28 protein-coding genes and 1 tRNA gene are annotated in these 25,007 nt (G+C 60.1%); 19 read left to right on the top strand and 10 right to left on the bottom strand.

All coding sequences use genetic code 11. From position 1 onward, the window contains the following. Nucleotides 1-100 precede the first annotated feature (100 nt). The 5 genes from GMO_RS13015 to GMO_RS13035 all read left to right on the top strand — a co-directional run bounded on the left by GMO_RS13015 (nucleotide 101) and on the right by GMO_RS13035 (nucleotide 6,888). Nucleotides 101-2,527 carry a membrane-bound PQQ-dependent dehydrogenase, glucose/quinate/shikimate family gene (locus GMO_RS13015; protein WP_008852907.1) on the top strand — a complete coding sequence of 809 codons (2,427 nt, stop codon included), beginning with the start codon at nucleotides 101-103 and terminating at the stop codon, nucleotides 2,525-2,527. Between the two features lie 83 nt (nucleotides 2,528-2,610). Next, a complete protein-coding gene (gene queA, locus GMO_RS13020; protein ID WP_008852908.1) occupies nucleotides 2,611-3,654 on the top strand; it encodes a tRNA preQ1(34) S-adenosylmethionine ribosyltransferase-isomerase QueA in 1,044 nt (347 codons plus the stop codon). Beyond that, nucleotides 3,651-4,817, top strand: a complete 1,167-nt coding sequence (gene tgt, locus GMO_RS13025; RefSeq protein ID WP_008852909.1) for a tRNA guanosine(34) transglycosylase Tgt — start codon at nucleotides 3,651-3,653, stop codon at nucleotides 4,815-4,817. The genes queA and tgt overlap by 4 nt, the downstream gene beginning before the upstream one ends. A gap of 109 nt (nucleotides 4,818-4,926) precedes the next feature. Beyond that, nucleotides 4,927-5,991, top strand: a complete 1,065-nt coding sequence (locus GMO_RS13030; protein WP_008852910.1) for a purine-nucleoside phosphorylase — start codon at nucleotides 4,927-4,929, stop codon at nucleotides 5,989-5,991. Between the two features lie 114 nt (nucleotides 5,992-6,105). After that, a complete protein-coding gene (locus GMO_RS13035; protein WP_040509770.1) occupies nucleotides 6,106-6,888 on the top strand; it encodes an MgtC/SapB family protein in 783 nt (260 codons plus the stop codon). Nucleotides 6,889-6,897: 9 nt separating this feature from the next. Here GMO_RS13035 and GMO_RS13040 read toward each other — a convergent pair whose 3' ends face one another. The 3 genes from GMO_RS13040 to GMO_RS13050 form a co-directional block, all read right to left on the bottom strand. Further along, the gene (locus GMO_RS13040) at nucleotides 6,898-7,980 is read right to left on the bottom strand and encodes a purine nucleoside permease (protein ID WP_008852912.1); all 1,083 of its coding nucleotides are present in this window, start codon (nucleotides 7,978-7,980) and stop codon (nucleotides 6,898-6,900) included. Next, the gene (locus GMO_RS13045) at nucleotides 7,977-9,539 is read right to left on the bottom strand and encodes an adenosine deaminase family protein (RefSeq protein ID WP_008852913.1); all 1,563 of its coding nucleotides are present in this window, start codon (nucleotides 9,537-9,539) and stop codon (nucleotides 7,977-7,979) included. The genes GMO_RS13040 and GMO_RS13045 overlap by 4 nt, the downstream gene beginning before the upstream one ends. A gap of 74 nt (nucleotides 9,540-9,613) precedes the next feature. Further along, nucleotides 9,614-10,261, bottom strand: a complete 648-nt coding sequence (locus GMO_RS13050) for a hypothetical protein (protein ID WP_040509754.1) — start codon at nucleotides 10,259-10,261, stop codon at nucleotides 9,614-9,616. Between the two features lie 142 nt (nucleotides 10,262-10,403). Between GMO_RS13050 and queG the strand changes: the two genes are divergently transcribed. Further along, a complete protein-coding gene (queG, locus tag GMO_RS13055) occupies nucleotides 10,404-11,471 on the top strand; it encodes a tRNA epoxyqueuosine(34) reductase QueG (protein ID WP_040509755.1) in 1,068 nt (355 codons plus the stop codon). Then, on the top strand, nucleotides 11,468-11,695 hold the full coding sequence (locus tag GMO_RS13060) for a ribbon-helix-helix domain-containing protein (RefSeq protein ID WP_008852916.1): 228 nt from the start codon (nucleotides 11,468-11,470) through the stop codon (nucleotides 11,693-11,695). Before queG ends, GMO_RS13060 begins: the two co-directional genes overlap by 4 nt. Nucleotides 11,696-11,698: 3 nt before the next feature. Here the strand turns inward: GMO_RS13060 and GMO_RS13065 are convergent, their stop codons facing one another. Next, a complete protein-coding gene (locus GMO_RS13065; protein ID WP_050801487.1) occupies nucleotides 11,699-12,049 on the bottom strand; it encodes a hypothetical protein in 351 nt (116 codons plus the stop codon). A 180-nt stretch (nucleotides 12,050-12,229) separates the two neighbouring features. On the opposite strand from GMO_RS13065, the gene GMO_RS13070 reads away from it, so the two are divergent. Both GMO_RS13070 and GMO_RS13075 read left to right on the top strand, forming a co-directional pair. Then, nucleotides 12,230-13,060 (top strand): TerB family tellurite resistance protein, encoded by an 831-nt coding sequence (locus GMO_RS13070; protein WP_008852918.1) that lies wholly within the window; start codon nucleotides 12,230-12,232, stop codon nucleotides 13,058-13,060. Next, nucleotides 13,044-13,535, top strand: a complete 492-nt coding sequence (locus GMO_RS13075; RefSeq protein ID WP_008852919.1) for a hypothetical protein — start codon at nucleotides 13,044-13,046, stop codon at nucleotides 13,533-13,535. Before GMO_RS13070 ends, GMO_RS13075 begins: the two co-directional genes overlap by 17 nt. 72 nt (nucleotides 13,536-13,607) lie before the next feature. Here GMO_RS13075 and GMO_RS13080 read toward each other — a convergent pair whose 3' ends face one another. The 3 genes from GMO_RS13080 to GMO_RS13090 all read right to left on the bottom strand — a co-directional run bounded on the left by GMO_RS13080 (nucleotide 13,608) and on the right by GMO_RS13090 (nucleotide 17,861). Then, entirely contained in the window at nucleotides 13,608-15,065 is a 1,458-nt protein-coding gene (locus GMO_RS13080; protein ID WP_008852920.1) for a mannitol dehydrogenase family protein, read from the bottom strand. A gap of 125 nt (nucleotides 15,066-15,190) precedes the next feature. Beyond that, entirely contained in the window at nucleotides 15,191-16,258 is a 1,068-nt protein-coding gene (locus tag GMO_RS13085) for an FUSC family protein (RefSeq protein ID WP_040509757.1), read from the bottom strand. A gap of 52 nt (nucleotides 16,259-16,310) precedes the next feature. Further along, nucleotides 16,311-17,861 (bottom strand): Do family serine endopeptidase, encoded by a 1,551-nt coding sequence (locus GMO_RS13090; RefSeq protein WP_040509772.1) that lies wholly within the window; start codon nucleotides 17,859-17,861, stop codon nucleotides 16,311-16,313. A gap of 140 nt (nucleotides 17,862-18,001) precedes the next feature. Between GMO_RS13090 and GMO_RS13095 the strand changes: the two genes are divergently transcribed. The 3 genes from GMO_RS13095 (at nucleotide 18,002) to GMO_RS13100 (ending at nucleotide 19,489) form a co-directional block, all read left to right on the top strand. Further along, nucleotides 18,002-19,186 (top strand): Mrp/NBP35 family ATP-binding protein, encoded by a 1,185-nt coding sequence (locus GMO_RS13095; protein ID WP_083813687.1) that lies wholly within the window; start codon nucleotides 18,002-18,004, stop codon nucleotides 19,184-19,186. Then, nucleotides 19,183-19,353: a hypothetical protein gene (locus GMO_RS14480; protein ID WP_008852924.1), complete on the top strand. Its 171-nt coding sequence runs from the start codon at nucleotides 19,183-19,185 to the stop codon at nucleotides 19,351-19,353. Before GMO_RS13095 ends, GMO_RS14480 begins: the two co-directional genes overlap by 4 nt. A 61-nt stretch (nucleotides 19,354-19,414) precedes the next feature. Next, nucleotides 19,415-19,489, top strand: a tRNA-Thr gene (locus tag GMO_RS13100). A 90-nt stretch (nucleotides 19,490-19,579) separates the two neighbouring features. On the opposite strand, the gene GMO_RS13105 is transcribed toward GMO_RS13100, so the two are convergent. Then, the gene (locus GMO_RS13105) at nucleotides 19,580-20,227 is read right to left on the bottom strand and encodes a tyrosine-type recombinase/integrase (RefSeq protein ID WP_040509759.1); all 648 of its coding nucleotides are present in this window, start codon (nucleotides 20,225-20,227) and stop codon (nucleotides 19,580-19,582) included. A 203-nt stretch (nucleotides 20,228-20,430) separates the two neighbouring features. Between GMO_RS13105 and GMO_RS13110 the strand changes: the two genes are divergently transcribed. Together GMO_RS13110 and GMO_RS14050 are read left to right on the top strand one after the other, a co-directional pair. Next, a complete protein-coding gene (locus tag GMO_RS13110) occupies nucleotides 20,431-20,619 on the top strand; it encodes a DnaB-like helicase C-terminal domain-containing protein (protein ID WP_008852926.1) in 189 nt (62 codons plus the stop codon). A 331-nt stretch (nucleotides 20,620-20,950) separates the two neighbouring features. Next, nucleotides 20,951-21,118, top strand: coding sequence for a DUF2256 domain-containing protein (locus GMO_RS14050; protein ID WP_083813688.1), 168 nt, complete (start codon nucleotides 20,951-20,953; stop codon nucleotides 21,116-21,118). 60 nt (nucleotides 21,119-21,178) lie between these two features. Here GMO_RS14050 and GMO_RS13120 read toward each other — a convergent pair whose 3' ends face one another. Continuing rightward, entirely contained in the window at nucleotides 21,179-21,520 is a 342-nt protein-coding gene (locus tag GMO_RS13120) for an energy transducer TonB (RefSeq protein ID WP_040509763.1), read from the bottom strand. 482 nt (nucleotides 21,521-22,002) lie between these two features. Then, nucleotides 22,003-22,299 carry a hypothetical protein gene (locus GMO_RS13125; protein WP_040509765.1) on the bottom strand — a complete coding sequence of 99 codons (297 nt, stop codon included), beginning with the start codon at nucleotides 22,297-22,299 and terminating at the stop codon, nucleotides 22,003-22,005. 307 nt (nucleotides 22,300-22,606) lie between these two features. On the opposite strand from GMO_RS13125, the gene GMO_RS13130 reads away from it, so the two are divergent. From GMO_RS13130 to GMO_RS13150, 5 genes are all read left to right on the top strand, one after another. Next, nucleotides 22,607-22,819, top strand: coding sequence for a hypothetical protein (locus GMO_RS13130; RefSeq protein ID WP_040509767.1), 213 nt, complete (start codon nucleotides 22,607-22,609; stop codon nucleotides 22,817-22,819). Between the two features lie 105 nt (nucleotides 22,820-22,924). Beyond that, on the top strand, nucleotides 22,925-23,248 hold the full coding sequence (locus GMO_RS13135) for a hypothetical protein (protein ID WP_008852928.1): 324 nt from the start codon (nucleotides 22,925-22,927) through the stop codon (nucleotides 23,246-23,248). Nucleotides 23,249-23,371: 123 nt separating this feature from the next. Further along, nucleotides 23,372-23,668 (top strand): hypothetical protein, encoded by a 297-nt coding sequence (locus tag GMO_RS13140; protein ID WP_008852929.1) that lies wholly within the window; start codon nucleotides 23,372-23,374, stop codon nucleotides 23,666-23,668. Then, nucleotides 23,661-24,224 carry a twin-arginine translocation signal domain-containing protein gene (locus GMO_RS13145; RefSeq protein ID WP_008852930.1) on the top strand — a complete coding sequence of 188 codons (564 nt, stop codon included), beginning with the start codon at nucleotides 23,661-23,663 and terminating at the stop codon, nucleotides 24,222-24,224. The genes GMO_RS13140 and GMO_RS13145 overlap by 8 nt, the downstream gene beginning before the upstream one ends. Nucleotides 24,225-24,342: 118 nt before the next feature. Continuing rightward, nucleotides 24,343-24,876, top strand: coding sequence for a C40 family peptidase (locus GMO_RS13150; RefSeq protein ID WP_008852932.1), 534 nt, complete (start codon nucleotides 24,343-24,345; stop codon nucleotides 24,874-24,876). Nucleotides 24,877-25,007: the final 131 nt, after the last annotated feature.

The following is a 25,007-nucleotide window of genomic DNA, read 5'->3' on the forward strand; positions in this document are numbered from 1 at the left end:
ACGGACGCTGGCGCGAATGTTCGGAAAGAGGAATTTTTTGAAACCCCTGCGCGGGTAATGGCTTATCCTTTTTCGCCTGCTTCGTAAGGAACACCCCGCCATGCCCCAGCCCCCTGCCCGGACTTTTCTGCTGACTGTCACGGGCGTCATACTCGCTTTTCTGGGTCTGGCGCTTTTTCTCCCCGGGCTGCATCTGATCGCTCTTGGCGGATCAGTCTATTATGCTCCGGCCGGACTGCTGATGCTGCTTTCAGGCATCATGATCGCCATGGGACGCGCGAAAGGGCTGCTGGTCTATGCAGCGATGCTGGGACTGACAGTGGTCTGGGGGCTATGGTGTGTAGGACTGGATGGCTGGCGGCTGCTTCCGCCACTGGCTCTTCCCGCCGGGCTGGGACTATGGATTTTCGGACCTTGGATCGGCGGCAGGCTGACGGACCGCGAAAACAGGCCGCGCCTGAATGCGATCTCCCTGGCGGGCATGGGCAGCTGCGTCGCGCTGTTCGTCCTTGTTTTCGCGAGCGGCTGGGCCGTTACGGCTTCGCGTTACCAGAAATACTCCCCTTTCCCGGGCACGACCGGCGCTTCGCTGAATGAGCTGAACGCAGAGAGCCGGAATGACTGGCCGTTCTATGGCGGAACGCCAGCCGGCAACCGCTTCGCTTTGCCCACGCAGATCAACGCGTCGAATGCGCGTGACCTGAAGGTTGCCTGGACCTATCACAGCGGAGACATGCCACGGGAAGGCGAAAATTCCCGCGGACGTGAGTTCAGCTTCGAAGCAACCCCCATCAAAGTGGGTAACAGGCTGTTCTTCTGCACGCCACATCGGGACGTGATCGCCCTTGATGCCACTACAGGCAAGGAAATCTGGCGTCATACTCCCGGAGGTCAATACGGAAAGAACATCTATCAGGCCTGTCGGGGCGTGTCCTATGCCGATATCCCGGGAACAACGGACTGCCCGCATCGTATCATTTCCACCAATTCCGGCTCTCCACCCACGCTGTTCGCACTTGATGCGGAGACGGGACAGTTCTGTCAGGGGTTCGGGAATCACGGGGTGGTCGATCTGCGGGAAGGCATGAGCGCCATGCCAGCCGGCTTTCACTTCGTCACCTCGCCACCCATGGTGATGCATAACCGCATTGTCACGAGCGGCTGGGTCTATGACAACCAGACGGTCGGGGAGCCTTCCGGGGTGATCCGGGCCTTTGACGCGGTCACCGGCAAGCTGGCCTGGGCGTGGGATATGGGCCATGTCCCTGCTAACAGACCTCTGGCACCGGGCGAAACCTATACCTACGGCACACCCAATGGCTGGGGCGTCTATACCGCGGATGCGGAACTGAACATGGTTTATGTTCCGCTGGGGATCGCCACGCCGGATTATTACGGTGCGATGCGCCGTCCTTTCGACGAAAAATATGACACGTCCCTCGTTGCGCTCGACCTGACGACAGGTGAGGAACGCTGGCATTTCCAGACCGTGCATCATGATCTGTGGGACTTTGACCTGCCGGTTGGTCCATCCCTCGTCGATCTTCCCGATCCAGCCGGTCATCTGACGCCCGCGCTGGTCCAGACAACCAAGCAGGGAGAGCTGTTCGTTCTGGACCGGCGCACCGGCGAGCCATTCTATCGTGTGCAGGAACGTCCCGTCCCGCGGGGAGACATTTCCGGTGAGCATTATTCCCCGACGCAGCCTTATTCCGTGGAAATGCCAAACCTGCGCCGACCGAATCTGACGGAAGACGATCTGTGGGGGGCAACACCCTATGATCAGATGGCATGCCGGATTGCGTTCCATTCGATGAAATTCAAGGGGCTGTTTACCCCGCCCAGCGAACAGGGAACGATCGGCTTTCCCGCGTTTGACGGGGTAGCGGACTGGTATGGCGGGACTGTCGATCCCATCCACGGGGTGATGTACATCAACACCACCTTTATCCCTTTCATCATGAAACTGGTGCCGCACCAGAAAGCCATCACGCAGGGGCTGTTCAAGCCTTGGCATGGCTGGAGCCAGCCTTATCCGGAGCCGGATTTTACGAACAACCCCGAGCATGGCCTGCCTTACGCTGCCGTCATCAAACCTTGGCTGGGCATTTTCGGTGCGCCCTGTCTTGCGCCGCCCTGGGGCAAGATGCAGGCCATTGATCTTGTGCATCGGCGGGTGATCTGGGAACGCGCACTGGGCACGACAAAAAATATCGGACCGACGAACATGCTACGGATGCCTGTAGGTCTGCCGACCGGCATTTTCTCGATGGGCGGCAGCGTGACGACGCCGAACGGACTGGTGTTCATGGGCGCGCTGGCGGACCAGAGTTTCCATGTTCTTGATGGCCATGACGGTCGCACCCTTTTCAGCACACAGCTTGATTATGGCGGGAACGCCACACCCCTGACCTATATGGGCGAGGACGGGCGGCAGTATGTTGTACTGGCAGTGGGCGGACATGGGGGCCTGAAAACGCGCAATGGCGATGAAGTCGTGGCGTTCGCGTTGCCGAAACAGCAATAAAAGCAGCGTTTTTTGTTAAAAGATGCGCCGGGCCGGCAGGTCCGGCGTTTTCATGTTCGCGGAACCTGCTAGAGAGCATCCCCATGACGGATGAACTCGCCCCATTCGACTTCCACCTTCCGCACGACCACATCGCGACGGAACCAGCCCGCCCCCGGGACAGCGCAAGGCTTTTGCATGTCCGGCCGGGACAGGCGCCCGTGCTGAATACGGTCCGTGACCTGCCAGGCCTGCTGCGGGAGGGGGATCTGCTGATAGCCAACAACACCGCCGTCATCCGCGCGCAACTGGCTGCGACGCGGGGTGAAGCGAAGATCGGCCTGACCCTTGACCGTATCCTCCCGGACGGGATCTGGCATGCGCTGGCCCGCAATGCACGCAAGCTCAGACCGCAGGACGTACTGCGCTTCGGTGATGATCCCGTGACCGCGACGGTGCGGGAGAATGAAGGGGATGGTGCGGTGAGTATCCGCTTTTCCGTGGAAGGAGAGGCGTTCGATGCGTTTCTGGAGCGGGTGGGCGCACTGGCCCTGCCCCCTTATATCGATCGTCCCTTTGGACCAACGAAGCAGGATGACATCGATTACCGCACGATTTTCTCGCAGTATCGCGGAGCCGTGGCCGCACCGACGGCCGGACTTCATTTCACACCCGAACTTCTGGCCGCACTTGATAAGAAAGGCATAAAACGCCGGACCCTGACGCTGCATGTCGGAGCCGGAACATTCCTGCCCGTCCGTTCCTCCATCGCCGAGCACAGGATGCATGCGGAATGGGGCGAGATCGATCAGGACACGGCGGACGCCATCAATGAAACGCGCGCCAGGGGTAGCCGGATCGTAGCAGTCGGCACCACGTCCCTGCGTCTGCTGGAAAGCGCGGCAGCAGACGATGGCACCGTATCGCCCTGGCGGGGGGAGACGTCCATTTTCATCAAGCCCGGCTACCGCTTCAGGGCGGTGGACGTCCTGATGACCAATTTCCATCTGCCGCGTTCGACGCTGTTCATGCTCGTCTGTGCGTTCAGCGGCACTGAAACCATGCGTGAGGCCTATGCCTACGCCATCGCCCGCGGACTGCGGTTCTATTCCTACGGCGATGCCTGCCTTCTGGAGCGTGCGGAATGACGGAACATGCCACCAAGATGACATGGGTGCCGGAAGCAGCCTGCGGACAGGCGCGCGCCGGACATCTGCACACCCGGCACGGCACGGTCCAGACGCCGACCTTCATGCCCGTTGGCACAGTCGGGACCGTCAAGGGCATGACGATGGACGCCGTGCGTTCGACGGGTGCGGGCATCGTGCTGGGGAACACCTATCATCTGATGCTGCGTCCGGGAGCAGAGCGCGTTCGCAAACTGGGCGGCCTGCACCGGATGATGGACTGGCAGGGACCGATCCTGACGGATTCCGGCGGGTTCCAGGTCATGTCCCTCGGCGCGCTGCGCAAGCTCGATCAGGATGGCGTGACGTTCCAGTCTCACATTGATGGAAGCCGTCACCGTCTGACGCCCGAAATCTCGACCGACATCCAGTACAGGCTGGATGCGACGATCAGCATGGCGTTTGATGAGTGTCCGGCCCTTCCCGCCACGCCGGAAACGCTGCGGAAGTCCATGGAACTGTCCATGCGCTGGGCCGCACGCTCCCGCGAGGCTTTTGTCCAGCGGGATGGCTACGGGCAGTTCGGGATTGTGCAGGGCGGCACGGAGCGTGACCTGCGCGAATATTCGGTCAAGGCCCTGACGGAGATCGGTTTCGAGGGTTATGCCATTGGCGGTCTGGCCGTTGGGGAAGGACAGGAGTTGATGTTCTCGACCCTCGACTTCACGACGCCCATGCTGCCGCAGGACAAGGCGCGCTACCTCATGGGAGTTGGCACGCCGGATGATCTGCTGGGCGCGGTCATGCGGGGCGTGGACATGTTCGACTGCGTGATGCCTTCCCGGGCCGGACGGACGGCGCGCGCCTATACCGAGCGTGGCCATCTGAACCTGCGCAATGCGCGCTTCGCCGATGATACGCGTCCTCTCACACCCTATGACGACAGCCCTCTGGCCGGACGTTACACCCGCGCCTATCTGCATCATCTGTTCCGCGCCAACGAAATGCTCGGCCCGATGCTGCTGACCTGGCACAACCTCGCTTATTACCAGCGCCTGATGCGCCAGATCCGCGCCGCCATCGTGGATGGAACGCTTGATGCACTGGCCGTGAAGCTGCGGTCAGATTGGGCGAAAGGGGACTGGACCGAAGACGAGTGGCCGATGCCGGATCTGTCATTATGAGCGGATGGCTCTGAGAGTTGAAATCTGACATCTTTCCGGAGAATGCTCCCTTTTCCCGCCCCTCCGCTGAAAGGCCTGTCTTCATCTGGCCAGAAAGATTTTTCACATCATGAAACGTTTCATTCTTGTATCGTTCTGCCTTGCCAGCGCGCTGGCCCTGAGCGCCTCGGCCTTCGCGCAGGAAAGCCCGAAAGAGGAAATCCGGGTCTTGGTGGTCGCCAATTTCGAGGTCGGACAGGATACGGGAGACGAACCCGGGGAATTCCAAGAGTGGGTGGAACGTCTGCATCTGGACGAGACGGTGCCGATCCAGGGTGTACCTGATACGCTGCGCCGCAACCGGGACGGTGTTTATGGCATTGTCCTGCGGAACGGGGATCTGGACCTACACGCCCTGGCGCTTGATCCGCGTTTCGACCTGCATCACACCTATTGGCTCTTCACCGGAATTTCTGGCGTCAATCCGAATATTGCGTCCGTCGGGAGTGTGGCCTGGGCACGCTGGGTCGTGGATGGGGACGCCTTGCGGGAAATCGATGACCGCACGGTTCCCGGGGGATGGCCTTATGGACTTTACGCCATCGGCGCCAGCCGCCCCGACACCCTGCCGGACAACCCAAATCATTATGGTTCCGTCACGGATGTGGCGCAGTTGACCAAAGCCTATCCGCTCAACCAGCAACTGGCAGCTTGGGCGTTCAGACTGTCGCGCTCCGCCCGTCTGGTGGATGACCGCACTATCGCCGAGCGCCGCCGAAGCTGGGGTGGCTATCCCAATGCCCGGCGCGCACCGTTCATCCTCATGGGCGAGACGCTGGGCGCGGAACGGTACTGGCACGGTGCGCCGCGCAATCTGTGGGCAGAGAACTGGGTCAGGCTCTGGACGAAGGGCGCCGGGCGCTTCGTGATGACCAATGAGGAAAGCCAGCGTTATCAGTCCGACATGCGGCAGCTCGGGCGGCTGGGTTATATCGATCCGGACCGGATCATGGTTCTGCGTTCGGGCAGTAATTTCGACATGCCGCCGCCCGGGTTGGCCGTCACGGTTTCCATGGGTGATGAAGGACCGGGCCAGAAGATCGCCTACGAGAACAACGAGCGGGCTGGCGAACCTGTCGTGCAGGAACTTGTCCGCCACTGGGACCGTTACCGCGACCATCTCCCCCAGTTCTGACTGCTGATCCTGTCCTTCCTGTCGGGACTGCCCTGCTGACCGGTGCTTTCGGGTCACCAGACAACGTCTTTCGGTCTGACGGCGTTAAAGCAGGAGGAACAGGAAGGAGACTCCATGCACAACATGATCGAACTGACAGCCCAGGGACTGGTCGGGGAAGGCCGGCTTCAGCTCGAGGAACTGGCTCTGGCGTTCGTGCTGTCCTCCCTCGTCGGGCTGGAACGGGAAATACGCCAGAAGAGCGCGGGACTGCGGACCCATACGCTGGTCGGTGTCTCGGCCGCACTGTTCATGCTGATTTCCAAATACGGCTTCATGGATGTGCTGGACGCAGGCAAGGTGGTGCTTGATCCCTCCCGTGTGGCAGCGCAGATCGTCTCCGGCATCGGCTTCATCGGCGGCGGCGTGATCTTCATGCGTCAGGACGTCGTAAGGGGCCTGACCACAGCGGCATCCATCTGGTTTACCGCTGCCCTCGGCATGGCGTGCGGTGCGGGGCTGCCCATTCTGGCCATAGCCACGACCGTCGCACATTTCGTCGTTATGGTGTTGTTCCCCCGTCTGCTTCAGAAGCTGCCGCGTTCCCAGGGGCATACGACCGAACTGTCCATTTCCTACGAGGACAGCCGGGGTCTCCTGCGCACTATTCTCGTACGCTGCACGGAACTGCGCTTCGCCATTGATGGCGTGCGGCTGGAGGGCGACGGCGGTCGCAGTTCAGAGGAAATCCTTGATGAAGCGGACTATGAAGGCACGGAACCCCGTCCCCGCACGGCCAGGCTGGTCACGCTCAGTATGAAGGTTCACGGTAACAAACCGGTTTCGCATCTCATTACCGGGCTGAGCGCCATCGACGGGGTTCATGAAGTCCGGAAAGTTGATACCGATCCGGACTGAGAACCGCAATCAGTCCGCCCCGGGAGGGGTTTTCTCGTACCTGTTCCAGTGCGTTGCCAGTTCCTTCACGACCACACTCCCTACCGTATAGGCCGCATCCACGGAGGCCGGGAAACCGGAAAAACCGGTCTCGTGCGCTTCATCCGCCAGAAGCTGGGCCGCACTTTTACCGGGTGGGGGCATGTCGAAGTTGCTGGTTGTCCGCAGGATCAGAGCACGTTTCGGGTCAACCTGCCCGGCCTTGCCCTGAAGCGCCAGCGCCTGACAGAACGCCACGTCTTCTTCCGCTGTCGTGACCAGCGTTCCCTGATTGTCCGTCCAGTACTGGACCCAGCGTTCGGCCCAGCGGTTCATTTTCGCGCCCACCCAGAAGGTCTCGCCGGAGATCGTAATCCCCAGCATGACGCTAGGAGGTTTCAGGGCAGCGGCATATCCCCTGTAGGGAGCACGCGCGGCCTGAAGACCCGCATTATCTGGCAGAGCGACCTCTTTTGTCAGCCCATAGGCCCAGTGGACCAGTGGTGGATCAAGGGTATATTCCATGTCGCCCATGCCAGAATGAAGGGGTGGACGGGGCATCTCATCAGGGGTGCTACCCTGAACAGGGGTGAAGCCATCGGGCCATGACGACGGGATTTCCCGCGGGTCGATCAGGTGCGAAAGCCCGCCATTCACGACCCGGGGCGCCCAGACGGCTGAACCGATCGTCCCGGTATTGGGGTCCACGCCTGCAATACCAGCCAGCACGAAATAAGCGTGCCGGAGATCGAAGCGCGGATCGAGGGCCAGCGCCGTAATCGCGGAAGCCATGTGCTCCGGTCCCTCCCCGCTGGCGATCCCCAGAACATGCAGATCCGGATTGTAATGCATGACGTCATGGTCAGTGCCGGGAGCGGGAATGGTCTGGCCAAGCGGGAGCTTCTCGACCCAGTTCTGATATTCCCCGGCCGTATCGCCCGTATCGCGGCCGATTTCAAAGGTCGTGACAACGACGACCCGTATGGGAAGAGGCGCAGCCCGGGCGATCGGCGCATAGACGAACGCGGCACAGGCCAGGAGAGAAGAAGCACAAAGGGCTGTCAGGCGGTTCATCGATACAGCATTTCATGTCGGGCAACGGTCTCGAAGGAGGCGAAGCGGGTTTCCAGAGCCCATTGCAGCCGGGCTTTCTCGCTTGTCTTCAGGAAGTCTCCACAGGTTCCGCCAGGTTGTTCCGCCAGAGACGTTGTCTGACAGGCCGCGACGCGAGTACCGACCTGGTGGTTCGCCCAGAGACTGTCTCCGGGCAGGAAGGCATATTCCAGTCCGTTGCGGGAGAGTTGCCGGATGTCCGCGTAACTCAGGTCATAGGTCTGGACGGCACGGAGATATTCCTGCGTGAGATCGCCACGGGAGACACCTTCGTCATCGGTGGACAGCGCCAGCGGCACGCCCGCCCGGCGATACAGGTTGAAGGGATGGTCCGCGCCCTTGACGCCGAGGATCTCGTCATTGCTCGTCAGGTTGATCTCCACCATGACATGCTGACGCGCCATGATGTCCAGCAGGGCTGGTGGGTCATCCTCCAGAGCGACATCCACGCCATGGCCAATCCGCAGGGCACCGGCCGTCCGGACGGCTTCGCGGATGTGATGGCGCAGACCATCGGTCGGGACCAGGCCGGTCGTCAGTTCTCCGGCATGCAGGCTGAGTTTCACGCCGGGATAAACGCCGTTCAGCCACTGGAACATACGCATGTGCAGGTCGTAGTCCCGCATGGCGACCGGGTTGTCTTCCGGCGCGACGATGTTGAGGCCGACGAAGCGGGCATCCGCCCGGACGGTTGCATAACCGGCGTCGAGCTGTGCGTAAACGGCATGCGGAGGAAGAGTCCGCAGGGTCTGGAACAGGTAGCGGGTCGTCACGTCGCAGCCGGGATGGGCCTGCGACGTTCCGCATTTCAGGACGGCCTGCGCCTGTGCCTCCATGGCGTCCGTTTCCGCCCGTGCCTTCTGTACCAGAGCCGGGATTTCAGGGGCGAGTGCCTGATGAGCGGCCGGGAAACCGTCACCCTGCAGGGGGTGGCGGAACCCTGCGCCGATCATCGGGCCGATCCCGGGGGAGACCATCAGTTCCAGATAGGTCACATGATCCCGCGCGGCACGATCCCGGGCTTCAGCTAGCATGTCACCGGCATGGGGGGTGTCCATTACATCAAAACGGCGGAAGGCAGAAAAGAAATGATCGTGGCCCGAGGCGTCATCGGGCGTGGGAACAAATGCACGCATGGACATGGCATCCACGAGCCGGTTTTCCACGTCCGCCTGTCCTGCGAGGGCAGTAGCTGGAAGTTCACCGGTATGTGGATGCGGGCAGGCCCGGTCCAGAATGCGCTGTTGCGTGACGGAAACGCACAGATTGTCCCGCGCTGCCCAGTCGAGCATGTTTTCCGCGTAAACCGCTCCGGCCAGATGGTTGTGCAGATCCGCCCCCTTGGGGAAAGCGCGGAGGAACAGCCCTAGGCGGACGGGATCCTGCCGGACATGCTGGTAGACCTGCTCGATGGTCGGAGGAGCCGGGAACTGTGGTGGCGTCTGCGCCAGGGCAGGCGTAGCCGACAGGAAACATGCCAGGGCCACGGGAAAGAAAGGGAAAGATCCGGAACATTGCATAAGCGAACGATGCCGCTCCCTCCGGTGACTGGCAAGAGAATTTCGAACCGTCACGAACGGGTAGGTCCGCCCTCTCAGAACTGATCCGTCAGAAGGGTCCGCGTTTCGGTTCCGGTGCTGATGGTCCCGGTCTCGCTTCCACTGCCCTCCGGGCTGATCTGTACGTTCGGACAGGAGGATGAACTCTCCCGGGTCTGAACGGAAACCTGCACGCTCATCTGTGCTCGCATGGTTTCGTTCATGACGCTGGCCGGTTCGGAGGATGACGGACTGTCCTGTAGCGCATGCGTCGGTTGCAGGGCCTGGGCCTGAAGGGCGGCAATGGCGGACGCGGAAAAAGCCGCCGCACCCGCCTGAAGCCGGGTCATCACTCTGTCCTGAAGGTACCTCGCCAGTCCCTGTACGGCGGAAGGATGGCTGGCATGACCGTTCTGCGTGGCTGTTGTGCCGAGACTGCCGGACAAAGCGGCCTGCCGGGTGACGGTTCTGCGGGTTTCGATAACCCTGCCGGACAGGGCTGGACCATAAAACGTACAGGCGACGGTCCAGGTGGCGGTTCCCTCTACACTTCCACGAATGTCCAGGATGTCATTCCCGCCGGAGGCCGGCAGCGGACTGCCCGTTTCTCCTACTTTCGCGGCCTGTATGTCTGTTTCCGGAATGGCAGCAGGCGTTTTCACGGTGGGAAAGAGTATGATGCCATAATTTGTGGAAACAGTCATGACATTCCTTCCCGGCAATAGAAGCGAATCGACCTTACTGTTACAAAGGTAAAAAGGGTCTTAATGGTTCGGACCAAACTTCTGGTGCATTCTGCAGGGAATGTCATAGACTGCGCCGAATTTCCAACAGCCTGTGATCTGCATGTCCTCCAGCGCCAAGTCTTCTGCGACGACCCGGTCTTTCCTGGAAGACCGGATTGCAGAACAGGCCCGTCGTCTCGGCTTCGATGCCGTCGGATTCTGCGAAGCCCGTCTTGATCCGGAAATAGAGAAGACACTGCGGGTGTTCGTGGGAGATGGCCATCACGGCACGATGGAGTGGATGGAAACACGCATCGAGCAACGTGCACAGCCCAGAGTACTCTGGCCGGAGGTCAGGAGCATCATCGTGCTGGGCGTGTCCTATGCTCCGGCGGACAACGCGCTGGAAACGCTCGGTAATCCCGATTGCGGCAATATTTCCGTCTATGCCCGTAACCGGGATTACCATGATGTCATCAAGGGGATGCTCAAGCATCTCGCCCAGTTTGTCGTGAAGCTGGGAGATAACGATACACAGGTGAAGGTTTTCGTGGATACCGCACCGGTTTCAGAGCGGGCGCTGGCGGAAAAGGCGCAGCTTGGCTGGACAGGGAAGCATACCTGCCTGGTCTCCCGGACGCAGGGATCATGGCTGCTTCTGGGAGAGATCTACACGACGCTGGACCTTCGTCCGTCTGCACCACAAGGCGGAAGTTGCGGGACCTGCTCGCGCTGTCTGACCGCCTGCCCGACGGAAGCGTTTCTGGGGCCGTACCAGATGGATGCCCGGCGGTGCATTTCCTATCTGACGATCGAACACAAGGGACCGATCCCGCATGAGCTGCGAGAGAAGGTGGGCAATCGCATCTACGGATGCGATGACTGTCTGGCCGTCTGCCCATGGAACCGGTTTGCTGCGGCCTCACGGCATATCAAGATGCAGCCGAGACCGGAACTGGTGGCGCCAAAGCTGGATGAATTGGCCGCGCTGGACGATGCAGCCTTTCGCAGGTTGTTCTCGGGGTCACCTGTCAAACGGATCGGACGGGACCGGTTTGTGCGCAATGTGCTGATCGCGATCGGCAATTCCGGAGACCGGGCGCTCGCCCCGTCCGCGCGGGCGCTACTGGCAGATGCCGATGAGGATGTTGCGGAGACCGCACGATGGGCACTGGAGAAACTGATATGAGCGATCTGGTCAAACGCAGCATTTCCCTTCTGGGACATCGGACGTCCATTGCGCTGGAACCGGAGTTCTGGGCAGTGCTGGACGACATGACACGCCAGCGGCGGCAGAATTTCGCCGCATTCATTGCGTTCATCGATTCCAGCCGACCGCCCGAACGGCCGCTGGCATCTGCGTTGCGGGTCGCGGCCCTGCACCATGCCAGCCAGCAGCTCCCGGAGGCATAGGTATCAGGCTGCCTTGTCTTCCTTGCTGGCGGCTGGGAGGCCCATCCATTCCGGATGGCGGTTCTGGACCCAGAGGAGTGTCCGATCCAGAAACTTCCGGAAAAGCGGAATGTCCTGCGCCAGAAGAATCACCCCGACAGGCAGCATCCAGATCCCCAGGATGGGCAGGATCGAAAGACAGCCTCCGATCAGAAACAGGACACCGGCGGGAATGCGGACCCATTTCCTGTCCGGACGCCGGAGCCAGTTCAGGGTTTTCTGAAGCCACTCCGGCAGGCGACCGATCAGGAGGTCCATGCGTTCATCCATGGTGCGGGGCATTTCTGGGGTCTGTGCGGGTAGCTGGTCTGTCATGAAAAGTCCTTTCTGGTGCAGTGTCCTGCGGAATGAGAACGACGTGTCGAGACTGGAAAGCGCCAGACAGGCCCTGGAGTTTGCCGCCAGTTCCTTGCGGAAGAAGGATGTTGAGCAGAATGTACCATATCTGTCCGATCTGTCATTTGCCCGCTTATCACCGCGTGCTAGGTTGAAGATATGGCTATCTGGGGCAAGATGTTCGGTGGGGTTGCTGGCTTTGCGGTTGGCGGTCCGTTTGGGGCACTGATGGGAGCGGCCCTCGGGCACGCGGCCGATAACGGATCGCTGCTCAAACCATCCACGGGAGGGTGGAGCGAGCGTTTTCCGTCACGCGGCCGACCAGACCCCAACAGCGCGGCGTTCTTCGGTGCGGCGAAGATTGCCGCAGCACTCGGCAAGCGGGACCAGCTTTACGCCATCGGACTGGTGGCCCTTTCCGCCAAGCTGGCGAAGATCGATGGCCCCGTGAACCGACAGGAAATCAATGCCTTCAAGGCCTGCTTCCAGTTTCCGCCGGACAATACGAAAGAGGTCGGCATGCTGTTCGATCGCGCGCGCGATCGGACGGACGATTACGAGATGTATGCCCGTGAAATGGGCAAGGCTTACGGGGACAACAAAGCGCCACTGGAAAACCTGATGGTGGCGCTTTTCCGTATTGCACGTGCGGATGCGGGACCGGATCGGGAACTGCATCCGGCCGAGGTGACCTTCCTCAAGCGTGTACATGTGGCGTTCGGCCTGCCGCCCGGCGCTTGGGACCGTGCGCAGAGCGGCAATGCCCGCGCGGCCAGCAGCAATGAACCCGATGCCTATCGCGTTCTGGGCATCGCCAGCACCGCGACCGACAAGGAGATCCGTGTACGCTGGCGGATGCTGATTCGTGAACACCACCCGGATGTTCTGGCACAGAAGCCGATGACGGAGCGCGAACGCCAGCGTGCGCAGGACCGGGTAGCCCGCATCAACGCGGCCTGGGACCGCATCAAACGTGACCGGCAACTCTGAAGACAGCTTTCCCACCGTAAAGCCTTTCGCACCCCTGCCCTCCTGGCGCTACGCCTTCAAATATGCAGGGGCCATCGGGATCGTTTCCGCGATTGTCGTGGAATCGGAACTGCTGGCGGTCCCGCAGGGCCGGCCCGGATTTTTCCTGCCGCAATGGATCGCCCTGACCATTTTCCTCGGGACCCTGTTCATCGTACCGTATGCGCTGTGTGTCCGTCATGCGCAGCACTATCCGGTCAGGATGATTTACTGGATTTTCTGGGGAATGGCGGGGGGGGTCGTAGGGCCTATCCTGTTCATCGCAATCGTGGAACTGCTGGTCTCCGGGGTTGCGCTGGATGACAGCACGAGTTTTCTCCAGCTTCTGCCCAGTCTGGAGGAAACTTTCGATTCCACGCTGCTGTTGGCGCTGCTGCTCGCGGGCGTCAGTATTCCTCTTGGCGCACTGGGCGGTCTGCTGATCTGGTTCCTCTGATCCACCATCAGTGAAACAACGGACAGGACGAGGGCGCCGGCTCCCGGATGGAAGCGGCGCCCTTACAGATGTTCAGGCCGGAATGGCGGCCTTGACACCCTTTTCGCGGATGACCTTGCGCAGTGCGATCACTTTGCGGTCCAGTTCCGACGTATCGAGATCACGCCACGCATCGAAAGCCGGCAGTTTGAGCGCACTTTCGTAATCATCTGCCTTGGCCAGTTTCTGCTGGGCCGGACCGTAAGTGGGTTCGGACGATTCATAGGTATGGCCTTTCTCGTCCCGCCCACGCAGCATTTCGAGATAGGACGCGATACCGAAAGCGATTCGTGACAGATTGCGTTTCCCCTCGATGGCCTTGCGCACCGTTTCCGTCCAGAACACCTGGATTTTGGAGGCGCCACCGCTGGCGATGCGCAGCGTCTGATCCGCCATGGCAGCGTTGGAGAAACGGCTGATCACGCTGTCACGGTATTTTTCCAGCGTCATGCCCGCGGGAGCCTTCAGGGTGGGGATCACGTCCCTGTTCAGGAAGTTTTCCAGATTGCGGCGCAGATCACTGTCCTGCACGGCCTGATCGACATTTTCGTATCCGACCAGAATGGCGGGGAAGCAGAGCATGATATGCCCGGCATTCAGCATCCTGACCTTGACCTGCTCCCAGTCCGTGACGTCATCCACAAACTGCACGCCGGCCTTTTCCAGCGGCGGCCGACCGTCCGCGAAACGGTCTTCGAGAACCCACTGGTGGAAATCCTCCGCGACGAGCGGGATGTCATCGTCGAGACCGCTTTTTTCGTTCAGTTTACGGGCAATGTCCGGGGTTACGGTCGGGGTGATGCGGTCCACCATCCCGTTCGGGAAGGTCGCGTTCTCTTCGATCCACCGGGCCAGTTCCGGATCGCGCGCTTTCGCGTAACCGAGGAAAGCCTTGCGGGCGACATTGCCGTTATGACGCAGGTTATCACAGGACATGATGGTGAACGCCTTGCCACCCGCCTCCCGCCGGCGACGAAGACCTTCCACCACATAGCCGAACACGGTTTCCGGGTTCTCCGGATTTTTGAGATCCTTCTGGACGGCTTCGTCTTTCAGATCGAACTCGCCGGTTCTCTCGTCAATGTTATAGCCACCTTCCGTGATGGTCATGGAGACGATGCGAATAGCGGGATCGGCCAGATGGGTCAGTACCTTCTGCGGATCGGCCGGCGCCAGGTGATAGTCGCGGAGCGCACCGATGACGCGGACGTCACTTTTCCCGGATGGTGTCGTTTCCGTCAGGGAATAGAGGCAGTCCTGTTTGACGAATTCTTCTGCTTTCCGGCGGGAGCGATCACCAGACGTGAGCCCGACGCCAATGATGGCCCAGTCCGGAGCATGCACCAGGATCTGCTCCACATAGAAGGCTTCATGGGCCCGGAAGAAATTCCCGACGCCGAAATGCACGATCCCCGGTCTGATCCCGTCAATGTCGTATGGAGGAGCCTGGACATCTGCGGGCAGAGATTTGAGGGTTTCGCGCGTGATCATGAAGATCTCCGTTATTGCTGGCGGGTCACTGACGGGGACCGCGATTGCCGGGCATGTTGCCATTATATCACAAATTCAACGTGCATTGTGAAACCGGGTTGCCTTCGGGGACAGACGCGTCTTCGTCAGAGGTCGCTGGCTGCTCCGGCATCCTTGCGCATGACTACGCCCACGGCCCGCTCCAGATCCTCACGGAACAGAGACATGACAAACCGCATTTCCGGGCGGCTCTGTTCTTCAAGCCGGGGAAGCAGATCAAGGATTTCGGTATCGGTGGGATTGTGGGCGTCCTTGTCCGACTTTCCACTCACGATTGTCTCGCAGTTATGGGCGAGCGCGCGCAGGGCGTGGCTCATGCCCTTATAGAGGGGAAGCAAACCGGTATTTCCCGCTGCGCGGCCCGTGGCAATGGCGCGGGCCACAAGCATCGTGTCGTTCAGAAGACGCCGCAGCAGGCGCGGCAGGGCTGCCAGTACGGGGTCGCCCTTTTCAAGATCGCTGAGCCGTTCACGGCGGGCTTCCTCGACCGCGTTTTCGAGATCCGTCAGCAGGGCCACGCAGTCATCATTGCTTTTCTCGATCTCCCGCCACCCGGTGTCCTGCTCCAGTGCGGTCCGGAGCATCTGGTCCAGCCGACGGAACAGGCGAGCGGAGGTGTGGAAGGCCTGACGTCGGGCGCTGCTGTGCAGAACCACGAAGGACACGACGATCGAAATGACTACGCCGACCACGATGGCTGTCAGGCGCGTCACCATGGGCAAGAACGGGCTGCCCTGACTTGGAAAGAGATAGACGATCATCAGAGTGATACAGGCAAAGCGCAGGCTGGGCTGTATGGCGGCCAGGAAAACCAGCGGCATCAGCATCAGCCAGAACGGCATCCAGCGCGTCCCCGTCCAGATTTCCAGAATGACAGCGATCGTTCCCGCCACGGCGCCGATCAGCGTTCCGCTGATCTGGTCGCGGGCCGTGGACATGGTCTGGGTGATACTGGACTGGGTCACGATCAGCGCTGTTACCAGCGCCCATATCGTTTCCTGAAGGTGCATCAGGGCCCCGACGCCCCAGGCCGAGGCGACCGAGATCAGCACCCGGATCGTCTGGCGCGTGGCGGGACGCATGACCTCCCGCCAAGAACTGTTGCGTGGTGGGACGGACAGCCAGCGTCGTGTCAGGTGCGTGAGCACGGTCATGCGGTGTGTCCGCGCAGGTGGGAACCGTCCGTTCCGCAGTCTGTCACAGGCGTCAGTTCCCGAGGAAAGGCACGGGAACCCAGCGCAGGCCGTCGTCATCCTGTACCAGCAGGAGCGCTTCCGTCTTCCTGCGGGCGTGGACCTGCTGGATGGCCTTGGCGAAAGCGTCCGGCGTGTTCACCTGATCCTGTCCGACCTGTGTGATGACATTGCCGGTCGCGATGCCGCGTGACGCTGCCGGGCTGCCGGGTTCAACGCGCGTAACCAGAACGCCGCGCTGGTCATCGGAAAGGGCGTATTGCGTGCGGGCATCGGCGTCGATCGCGCTGACTTCAAGCCCCAGTTCGCCCATGGCGGCATGACGGTGTGCGGGCCGATGAACGTCGGACGGCAAAGCATCAGGTGCGTTGGGGGACTGCCCAAGGGTGATGGACAGGGTTTTCATGCTGCCCCTGTGCCAGACGGTCAGGGTGGTTTTCGTACCCGGCAGGAGCGATGCAATGACACGCGGCATGCTCTGTCCCGTCACGTCACGGTCTCCGACACGAGTGACGATGTCCCCGACCTCCAGACCGGCTTTCGCAGCCGGGCCTTTCGGGCCGATTTCGGAGATGAGAGCGCCCTTGCCATCCGTGCCGTCCGGCTGATGGAAGTCGAGTGTCTCGGCAATATCATTGGTAACGTTCTGGAATTTCAGCCCCATCCAGCCCCGCGAGACATGGCCCGTCCGGCGGAGCTGATCAATGATGCCCCGGGCGTCATCGGCCGGAATTGCGAAGCCGATCCCGATGGAATCACCACCTGAACCACCGTAGATCAGGGTGTTGATCCCAACGACCTCACCGGAAAGATTGAACAGGGGGCCACCGGAATTACCACGGTTGATGGCGGCATCCGTCTGGATGTAGTCGTCATACAGGCCGTGTTCGACATTACGCCCGCGGGAGGAAATGATGCCCGCCGTGACGGTTCCATTCAGGCCAAAGGGGTTGCCGATAGCCAGAACCCAGTCTCCAATGCGAGTTTTGTCACTGTCCGCCAGCGGCACGGCCGGAAGGGGTTTCTTGGGTTTGACTTCCAGAACGGCCAGATCGACTTGGCTGTCACGCCCAACGATTCTTGCAGGCATTTCCGTACCGTCATGCAGGGTGACGGTCACCTGATCCGCCCCTTCAATGACATGGTTGTTCGTCACGATGATACCGGCCGGATCAATGATGAAACCCGATCCTAGGGCCTGCATCCGGCGGGGCGCCCGGTTCGGGGCGGGCTTGTGATTCATGTAGTCATGGAAGAATTTTTCCAGCGGCGACCCCGGCGGAAAGCCCGGCACCTGTGGCCCGTCCGGCGGACTGGCGTCCGGTCCCTTGTCCTCATCCTTGCCCGGCTTGAGGATGGCGGAGGTGGAGACGTTCACAACCGATGGAAGAAGCCGGTTTGCCAGATCCGCGAAGCTGGAGGGTACGGAACGGGGCGCCGCCACGGGTGCGGGCGATGGCAGGGCGGCCGTCTGCGCCAGCGCCTGGGCAGTGAACAGGCCCAGCGACAGAACCAGCAGCGGAGCAAGGGAGTAAGCGGCAGGACGGACAGGTCGTTTTGTCATGATCTGCACGCTAACGCAGAAGGTGGCCTTTCGTCACCATCCCAGGCACGTCATCCCGCGCCTGTAGATGCGTTCCGGCACGATCCGTGCTAAAGTACACGTTCTTCCTGACAGGCCGCTTCCCGATTGAGAGCCCCGGCATGACCGATAATTCCAAGCCCCCCGTTGATGACACCACACCGTCTGTCAGCCCCGAAAAACGCATCGCCGATCTTCTGAACAGCGAGCAGGACGACGCAGGTGCGAATGTGCTGTCCTTTGCGGCGCTGGAGAGCATTTCCGTTCGGGACGGCCACGCGCATGTGTCTCTTTCGACTTCCCGTGACAATGCCGAACGCGTGACGCCTTTCCGGTCGCGGGTGGAGGCGGCGATTGTCCAGTTGCCGGGCATCAGTGCCGCCACGCTCTCCCTGACAGCTCATCGCACGCCTACAGCCGCCAATGCTCCTACCGCAGGACAGGGCGACGGCGGCCATCGGCCACTTAATCTCGGAGGGCGTCGTAACGCCGCCAGTCGGCACGATGCGGCCAGTCTGCTGACGGGCGTCAGGGCGGTGATTGCCGTGGCATCCGGAAAAGGCGGGGTCGGCAAGTCTACCACGGCTGTGAATCTGGCAGTCGGACTTGCAAAACAGGGTCTGAAGGCCGGTCTACTGGATGCGGACATCTATGGCCCTTCCCTGCCCCGTATGCTCGGCCGCAACGCCCGCCCCGAAGTCCGCGATGGCACGATTCTCCCTATCGAGGCCTGGGGACTGAAAAGCATGTCGATCGGATACCTGGTGGATGAAAACCAGGCGATGATCTGGCGTGGCCCCATGGTCATGGGTGCCCTGACGCAGTTTCTGGGAGAAGTGGACTGGGGGGAGCTGGACGTCCTGATCATCGACATGCCGCCCGGCACGGGAGACGCGCAGCTGACACTGGCCCAGAAGCTGGGACCAAAGCTGGCTGTCGGCGGGGCCGTCATCGTCTCCACCCCGCAGGACATTGCGCTGCTGGATGCACGCCGGGGTGTTGCGATGTTCGAGCGCATGGAAACGCCGATCCTGGGTGTTGTGGAAAACATGTCCTATTTCTGCTGCCCGAACTGCAACCACCGGACGGAACTGTTCGGACATGGCGGGGCACGGACAGAAGCGGAAAAACTGGGCGTGCCGTTCCTCGGAGAAGTGCCGCTTCTGGCCGATATCCGCGCCAGTGGGGATGAAGGTACGCCCATCATCCTTTCCGCGCCCGACAGCGAGGCCGCCCGCGCCTATACGGCGCTGGCCACCACGATTGCCCAGAAACTTGAGTCCTCTCCCGTGAAAGAGCCGTCATGATCCGTCTTTCCGCCCTGACAATCCTGCTTCTTCTGGCCGGATGCGCCCATTCCCATCATGCCATCCATCAGGGCCTTTCAGAGGACGGATACGGTTTTGCTCCCAACTCCCCCCACCTGGGACCGCCAGCAGACCTGATGACACCGGTCGGACAACAAAAACCATAAAATCGCTGTCTGGACGCTTGACCTCACTGCCCCGGCCATGGAAAAAGCCGAGGCTGTGGATGCCGGGTTAGCACAGTGGTAGTGCAGCGGTTTTGTAAACCGAAGGCCGGGGGTTCAAATCCCTCACCCGGCACCACGTACCCCAGAATACCGCCAATCCCTCATGGGCGCATGTCGTGCATAAAGTGCAAGTCGCGCACACAGCCCTGGATAAAAACCCGGACACTTATCCGGGCCGTTTTGTGAGCCACGTAAGGTAGATTTCCGTGGCCTTTACTGAGCCATGCTCCAGGTGTCTGGAGTCGTAAATGGAGCGGCCCTGCTGCAAGGATCGAATCGCATAGGTATGGCGAAGGTCATGACATTGGAACCGTTGCGAATCATCCGGAAGCGCCTTTGACATGAGCACTCGAAAACGCCCCGTCACATTCGAGTATCGATCGCCGTGCGGCCCGACGAACACATATTGATCGAATCGCCTGCGTTCGCGTTGCCGGATCAGGTCGCCAATCAGGCGCGGTGACAATGTGATCACTCGCGGAGAGCGTGTTTTTGTCTTTGTGAAGGTGCATGTGCTTTTCACAAGATCAAGCTGCCCCCATTCCAGGGATGCTCCTTCTTCCTGTCTACATCCGGTACGAGCAAGGAAACGGACCAGATCACGAAATCCATCCGGAACAGGGTTTGTTGCAATCCAGCCAGCACGCCGCGCCATCTGCATGAGTCGACTCATTACTGTCAGATCACGACGGATTGTCGCGGATGAAATTTTCTTCCGCCTGCGACCGGCAACATAGCCATGAACGTCAGCAGCAGTGATTTCGGAGATATCGCGGCCTGCGAAGCTATCATGCAACTTCCGCAGACTGATCATGTAGCATTTCTGCGTCGTGGGACGAAGATCCGAAAACTACACTTCCACCCACCGGATTGGGGCGCGTTGTCGCGGCGCGCTGTGAGATGCTCTGAACACTGTGCTGACGGGCATGTTCGACGGCCCGAGCGGACCAGAGCCTGTTTCGGGTTCCGGGATGGGGAAAATCGTCTCTGCCAGCATGGAAGTAAAAAAATCCGCTGGTGATCGATGAAGGGGCGGACCGTCGGCTGACCATGTCCGACATCCGGGAAAGTGGCGCTATCGAGCAGGACGCCCGCTGCATTCTTGGCATGCACCGGGCGGAATACGCTCTCCAGCCTCGTACCGGCATTGACGACAATGTGGCTCGATGGGCCGACAACCCAGTTCAGGGATCAGACGGAAGATGAACGGGGGAAAGCGTGGTGCGGCAGCAGAAAAACCCGTATTTCCTTCTGCTGCCGCACCGAAAGAGCGTCGAAGTTTGTTGCTGAATGTTGTGTAATATCTATCTGATGTCTGTATGTCGAACAGCGGATTTAAATGAACTCCAGCAGCAAATATGAGGGCCATGATGAAGAACACGTATGTTGTCGTGATTGGTGCCGCAGCTTTTTGCGTGGCGTTGGGGGTCTTGGCCGCAAGTGGTCCTCACGGATCCGCTGGCAGGTTGCTCGCCATCGGGATTCCGGTTTTTACGGCGGTTATTTTTACAGTTAATAAAAACAAGCGTCGGCTCTAATGTCCCGCGGAAAAGGAAAAATCGAGCGTACCCCCGCCAAGGAAGACCTACCCTCGAAAGTCTGCCCTGTGTGTGACCGCCCATTCACCTGGCGCAAAAAGTGGGCGAAGGACTGGAATCAGGTCCGGTATTGTTCCGAAGCTTGCAAGGGAGCACGGCAAGCATGACTGCCCATTAGTTCCTGAACCCTTGGGCGGAAGTGCGGTGGGCCTACAAACAGTGTCGACTTATTGGCCTGGACTATATGCTAAAGTTTGCTTGTGATTGTGCTCGACAGCAAGCTTGCCGTTTACAAAAGCCGGGACATATCTTTGCACCTTGCAATAGTCCAATGCACTGGCGTTGAAGCCCGGATCGCTACTGGAAACAATCTTGCAATTCATCGTGCGGCCCGTCTTATCAATGTCCATTGATATTGTAACCTTGCCGCTCATTTTCCTTGCTTGCATCTCGGGTGGGAAATAAGGGCCAGCTTGAGTTATATGCTCAGCAGTGGTTATTTTCTTGTCCTCGGCTTTAGCAGCGATCGGAAATGTTAATACCGCGATCAATAACAGCAAATGTTTCACTTGAAACCTTCCAGAATCAATTATTGAACCATGATGATACATTTTGGCAGTTTGCGGTAGGTATCGCGTTTTCCCTTGTACTAATGAGTTTTATCTGGGGATTATCAAATTATGCTAGACGTGGCGGAAAAGCTGCAAGGAAACTGCGGGGCTGCCTACCACCCATTTCCCCATGGCGGCTCCATATCGTGCTGCGGGGGCGTTCCAGGTGCAGAGAGTTGTGGCCCTGCCCCGTTCCATTTCTCGTTGTTCCAGCCCCAGCCGTCTGGACCTATCCCGGGGCCGTAGCAGCCTGACAGCAGAAGCGGGAGTACAGTGATCGTCAAACGCACAATGATCTTTAGGCGAACCATGGGTTGAGTGTGCGCCTCAAACAGCTGATTGCAAAACCATAATCACCCGGAATTCCGGAAGTTTACTGTAACCACAGCTGGGTCAGATGGAAAATGGGCTGACCTAAGACAGGCTAAGTTCTGTATGCTTCAGCGGTTCGGTAAGTCGGTATTGAGAATTGGTTGAAAGGCAGCCTTGGGCGTTTTAGGGTCGTAGATCTCAAACGTTACCTGATCGATGATATCTTCTAAATCAGGCGTGTTCTCAGGATTTTCAGATTTCCATCCATCGTAAGACTTCCGAATGAGATCAGTCTTCATCTCTGCATTATCGCCAATCAGGAAAGCAGAAATACCCCGATATTCTATCTCGCCTCCAATAGGAAATCCTATTCTATATCTTACTTCCAGCAGAGAAGTTTTTATTTTAATTCCATCCGTATCCATTTTGATGATCTCGCTTGCTATTTTTTCATTTATATTATGAGCTTTTCATAGACCACGTTTTTGTGCCGATAAAAGCGTAATCCAAAATGTCTAGCGATGCAGTGTTTTCTTGCCGATTTTGCTTGTACTGGCGGGGTTAGTCCGAGTATGATTGAACTATACTAAAAGCCGCAAAAAACCGCCCCGTTGACGTTACTACGCTGCGCCAGATGTCCTCTCCGAAGAAGGTGCGAAAAACGGCACTCGTCATTCCGAAAGCGGAAGACAATTCGTCCACGCCGGAGCAGGAGGAAAAGGGAGATTATGAATGACAGGGTACGCATATCGGGATGGCTGTGCTCTCGAAGTCAGGTTTGGGTCAGCTGTAACGTCTCTGTCTTTCTCCGCGCGGACAGGGAGCGGCACAACGCCAGCGATCATCAGCAGCATTAAGGGGGCATCAGCCGGAACGCGGCTGTCCCTTCTGTATGTCGGCACCACGACCGGAAACGAGGGCGGCCCAGCCTGGTTCGTGTCCTGATCCGAACCTTGACGCGCCTGTTTTCTTGCTGGGCGCAATTTGCCCCTGCTATCGCCCGATCATGCCGCCTTTCGGGCGGTTTTTTCTTATCCGGAACCTGAAATTATGGACCCTGTGACCCTGCTGGTGGCGATGCTGCCGGCCAAGGATCCCGGCTGGGCGCTGCTGGTGCTGCTGGCCCTGTCCGGGCTGTGCAACTGCATCGCCCCTTTCATCCTGCCGCCGAAGCCGGGCGCGCCTCGCTATGCCCTGAAGAAGGCGTTCTATGTCGCCATCACCTGGGGGGCGGCCAATCTCGGCAAGGCGGCCAACCGGATCCAGTGCGGCCGGACAGGCGTGATGGTGCCGTATCAGGACAGGGAAAAGGCCAGGGCTCTCCTGACCGGTCACGGCATCGCTGTTCTGACGAAGAAGAAGCCGGACACGTGACTGAGCCCTCTGCGGGCCGGTCCCGGCTCTCTCAGTCCCATCGCCGGAGGAGGCAGCAGTCCCGCTGTCAGACCGGCATCTCTCACGGCGTCCTTCGGGGCGCCTTTTTTATTGGAGGCCCCTGTGGCTGATCTGAATTCCCTGACCTCTCTCCAGACCCTCGTCTCCACGGTTGCCGGCAAGCATGAAAGTTCTGTTGTGAAGAACGATCTCGCCCTGGTCGGGACGGCCGTGTCCCTGCTGGCCCAGACGCTGGTCCCGCGTCTTGATCCGTCCCTGAACCTGTCGGGCATCGATGCCGGTCTGGCCAGGGCCTTCGATGGCATCACCGATACGGTGACAGCCGCTGAGACGAAGGTGAGCACCGAGACGGAGGCTTCTGGTGCTTCCTCCGCAACGGAGGCCTCGGCCCATGCGTAATCCTTCCCGCCGCGGCTTCCTGAAAGCCGCCCTGGCAGGTTCGGCGGTGGCCGGCCTTGCGGCTTGTACGGTTACGACATCCGGCAATGTGACCACGATCACGCTCAACGTCGCCAAGGTGAAGGCCTATGGCACGGCGGGTGTGAACGCGGTCTCGACCGTGCTGTCCATCACAGCCGTCGCCACGGCGATTGGAGCGCCGGCCGTTGCGGTCATCGAAGCCGCATCCGTTGCGCTGGATGCCGCCCTTGCGGCTTTCGCAGCCTCTGCGGGGTCGAGCGTGACCGTCAGCTATGACAGCACGTCCTTCAAAACCGAAGTGGACACGATCCTGTCGGACCTCGGGACAGTCGCAACCGATCTCGAGAGCGCAATTTCAGGCGCCAGCACGAAAGTGGCGTCTGCCGATCTGTCCAAAGCCACCACGGCCCTGGATGCCCTCAAGACGATCATCTCCGTTTTCGAGGGGCTGATTGGCAGCGTCGGCGCGCGGGTAGCGGGTCCGCTGTTCATGAGCGAAGCGCAGGCTCTCCGCGTCCTGCACGTCACGCCGTGATGGCTCTCCCCACGTCCATGACCCTGACAGGCTGGGACGGACCGATGGCGTGGGGACTGCCTGTCGCCTTTGTGGTGGTCCTGCTCCTCACAGTTTGTCTGATCGGGAGAATGCACTGATGGCGGCCATAGTACGCCTGTATTACCCGGCTGACCCGTTCGGGCGGCTGATCTGCTGGCGGCTGGAGAGCGCGTTTTCTCACGCGACAATCGAACTGGATGGCACGCTCTATTCGGCCACCTTCCCGCGTATTGTCGGCGTCGGTCCGACGGACCGGTCTTTCGGCATGCCACCCCGGACCGGGCAGTCCTATGCGATCCGGCTTACGGATGAAGAGACGGCCAAAGCGGTCATGTACTGCCAGTCCATGCTCGGGACGTCCTATGACGTGCTGGCGATGTTCGGCTGGGCGTTCCGCATCCAGTCCATGCAGCGCCCGGGCCATGCCTACTGTTTCGAGTATGTCTATGACGCGCTTGCGGCGGCCGGCGTCTTTGCATCCAGCAGGCGCCTTGTGACGGGCGATCAGCTTCTGGCCGATCTGTATGCCGCCGGCCGGGTCGAAAATCTCACAACCTGTATTGGCACGGAACGGCTGGCTTCGCACCAGAAGCCGGCCGTTGTCGTGCCTGCTCCAAAGGTGAACCCATGAGCGTTCCTTTCATCGGTCGCTGTCTTGGCAAACGGCCGCCCGGACATGACCCGCGCACCTACCGGCTTTCGCCGCTTCTGGCCGAGAAGCTGCCGGCCATTCCCGCCTCGAAAGACTGGTCGGCCGGCGTG

This window comes from Gluconobacter morbifer G707, from assembly GCF_000234355.1.
Lineage (GTDB): Bacteria > Pseudomonadota > Alphaproteobacteria > Acetobacterales > Acetobacteraceae > Gluconobacter > Gluconobacter morbifer.

Coding starts and splice junctions, on each gene's coding strand:
- GMO_RS13130 (WP_040509767.1), top strand. CDS start 22,607: ATGACAGGGTACGCATATCGGGATGGCTGTGCTCTCGAAGTCAGGTTT.
- GMO_RS14480 (WP_008852924.1), top strand. CDS start 19,183: ATGATCCGTCTTTCCGCCCTGACAATCCTGCTTCTTCTGGCCGGATGC.
- GMO_RS13050 (WP_040509754.1), bottom strand. CDS start 10,261: ATGACTGTTTCCACAAATTATGGCATCATACTCTTTCCCACCGTGAAA.
- GMO_RS13150 (WP_008852932.1), top strand. CDS start 24,343: ATGGCGGCCATAGTACGCCTGTATTACCCGGCTGACCCGTTCGGGCGG.
- GMO_RS13090 (WP_040509772.1), bottom strand. CDS start 17,861: ATGACAAAACGACCTGTCCGTCCTGCCGCTTACTCCCTTGCTCCGCTG.
- GMO_RS13065 (WP_050801487.1), bottom strand. CDS start 12,049: ATGACAGACCAGCTACCCGCACAGACCCCAGAAATGCCCCGCACCATG.
- tgt (WP_008852909.1), top strand. CDS start 3,651: ATGACGGAACATGCCACCAAGATGACATGGGTGCCGGAAGCAGCCTGC.
- GMO_RS13105 (WP_040509759.1), bottom strand. CDS start 20,227: ATGATCAGTCTGCGGAAGTTGCATGATAGCTTCGCAGGCCGCGATATC.
- GMO_RS13125 (WP_040509765.1), bottom strand. CDS start 22,299: ATGGATACGGATGGAATTAAAATAAAAACTTCTCTGCTGGAAGTAAGA.
- queG (WP_040509755.1), top strand. CDS start 10,404: ATGTCCTCCAGCGCCAAGTCTTCTGCGACGACCCGGTCTTTCCTGGAA.
- GMO_RS13030 (WP_008852910.1), top strand. CDS start 4,927: ATGAAACGTTTCATTCTTGTATCGTTCTGCCTTGCCAGCGCGCTGGCC.
- GMO_RS13045 (WP_008852913.1), bottom strand. CDS start 9,539: ATGCAATGTTCCGGATCTTTCCCTTTCTTTCCCGTGGCCCTGGCATGT.
- GMO_RS13060 (WP_008852916.1), top strand. CDS start 11,468: ATGAGCGATCTGGTCAAACGCAGCATTTCCCTTCTGGGACATCGGACG.
- GMO_RS13015 (WP_008852907.1), top strand. CDS start 101: ATGCCCCAGCCCCCTGCCCGGACTTTTCTGCTGACTGTCACGGGCGTC.
- GMO_RS13070 (WP_008852918.1), top strand. CDS start 12,230: ATGGCTATCTGGGGCAAGATGTTCGGTGGGGTTGCTGGCTTTGCGGTT.
- GMO_RS13085 (WP_040509757.1), bottom strand. CDS start 16,258: ATGACCGTGCTCACGCACCTGACACGACGCTGGCTGTCCGTCCCACCA.
- GMO_RS13040 (WP_008852912.1), bottom strand. CDS start 7,980: ATGAACCGCCTGACAGCCCTTTGTGCTTCTTCTCTCCTGGCCTGTGCC.
- GMO_RS14050 (WP_083813688.1), top strand. CDS start 20,951: ATGTCCCGCGGAAAAGGAAAAATCGAGCGTACCCCCGCCAAGGAAGAC.
- GMO_RS13145 (WP_008852930.1), top strand. CDS start 23,661: ATGCGTAATCCTTCCCGCCGCGGCTTCCTGAAAGCCGCCCTGGCAGGT.
- GMO_RS13080 (WP_008852920.1), bottom strand. CDS start 15,065: ATGATCACGCGCGAAACCCTCAAATCTCTGCCCGCAGATGTCCAGGCT.
- queA (WP_008852908.1), top strand. CDS start 2,611: ATGACGGATGAACTCGCCCCATTCGACTTCCACCTTCCGCACGACCAC.
- GMO_RS13135 (WP_008852928.1), top strand. CDS start 22,925: ATGGACCCTGTGACCCTGCTGGTGGCGATGCTGCCGGCCAAGGATCCC.
- GMO_RS13035 (WP_040509770.1), top strand. CDS start 6,106: ATGCACAACATGATCGAACTGACAGCCCAGGGACTGGTCGGGGAAGGC.
- GMO_RS13095 (WP_083813687.1), top strand. CDS start 18,002: ATGACCGATAATTCCAAGCCCCCCGTTGATGACACCACACCGTCTGTC.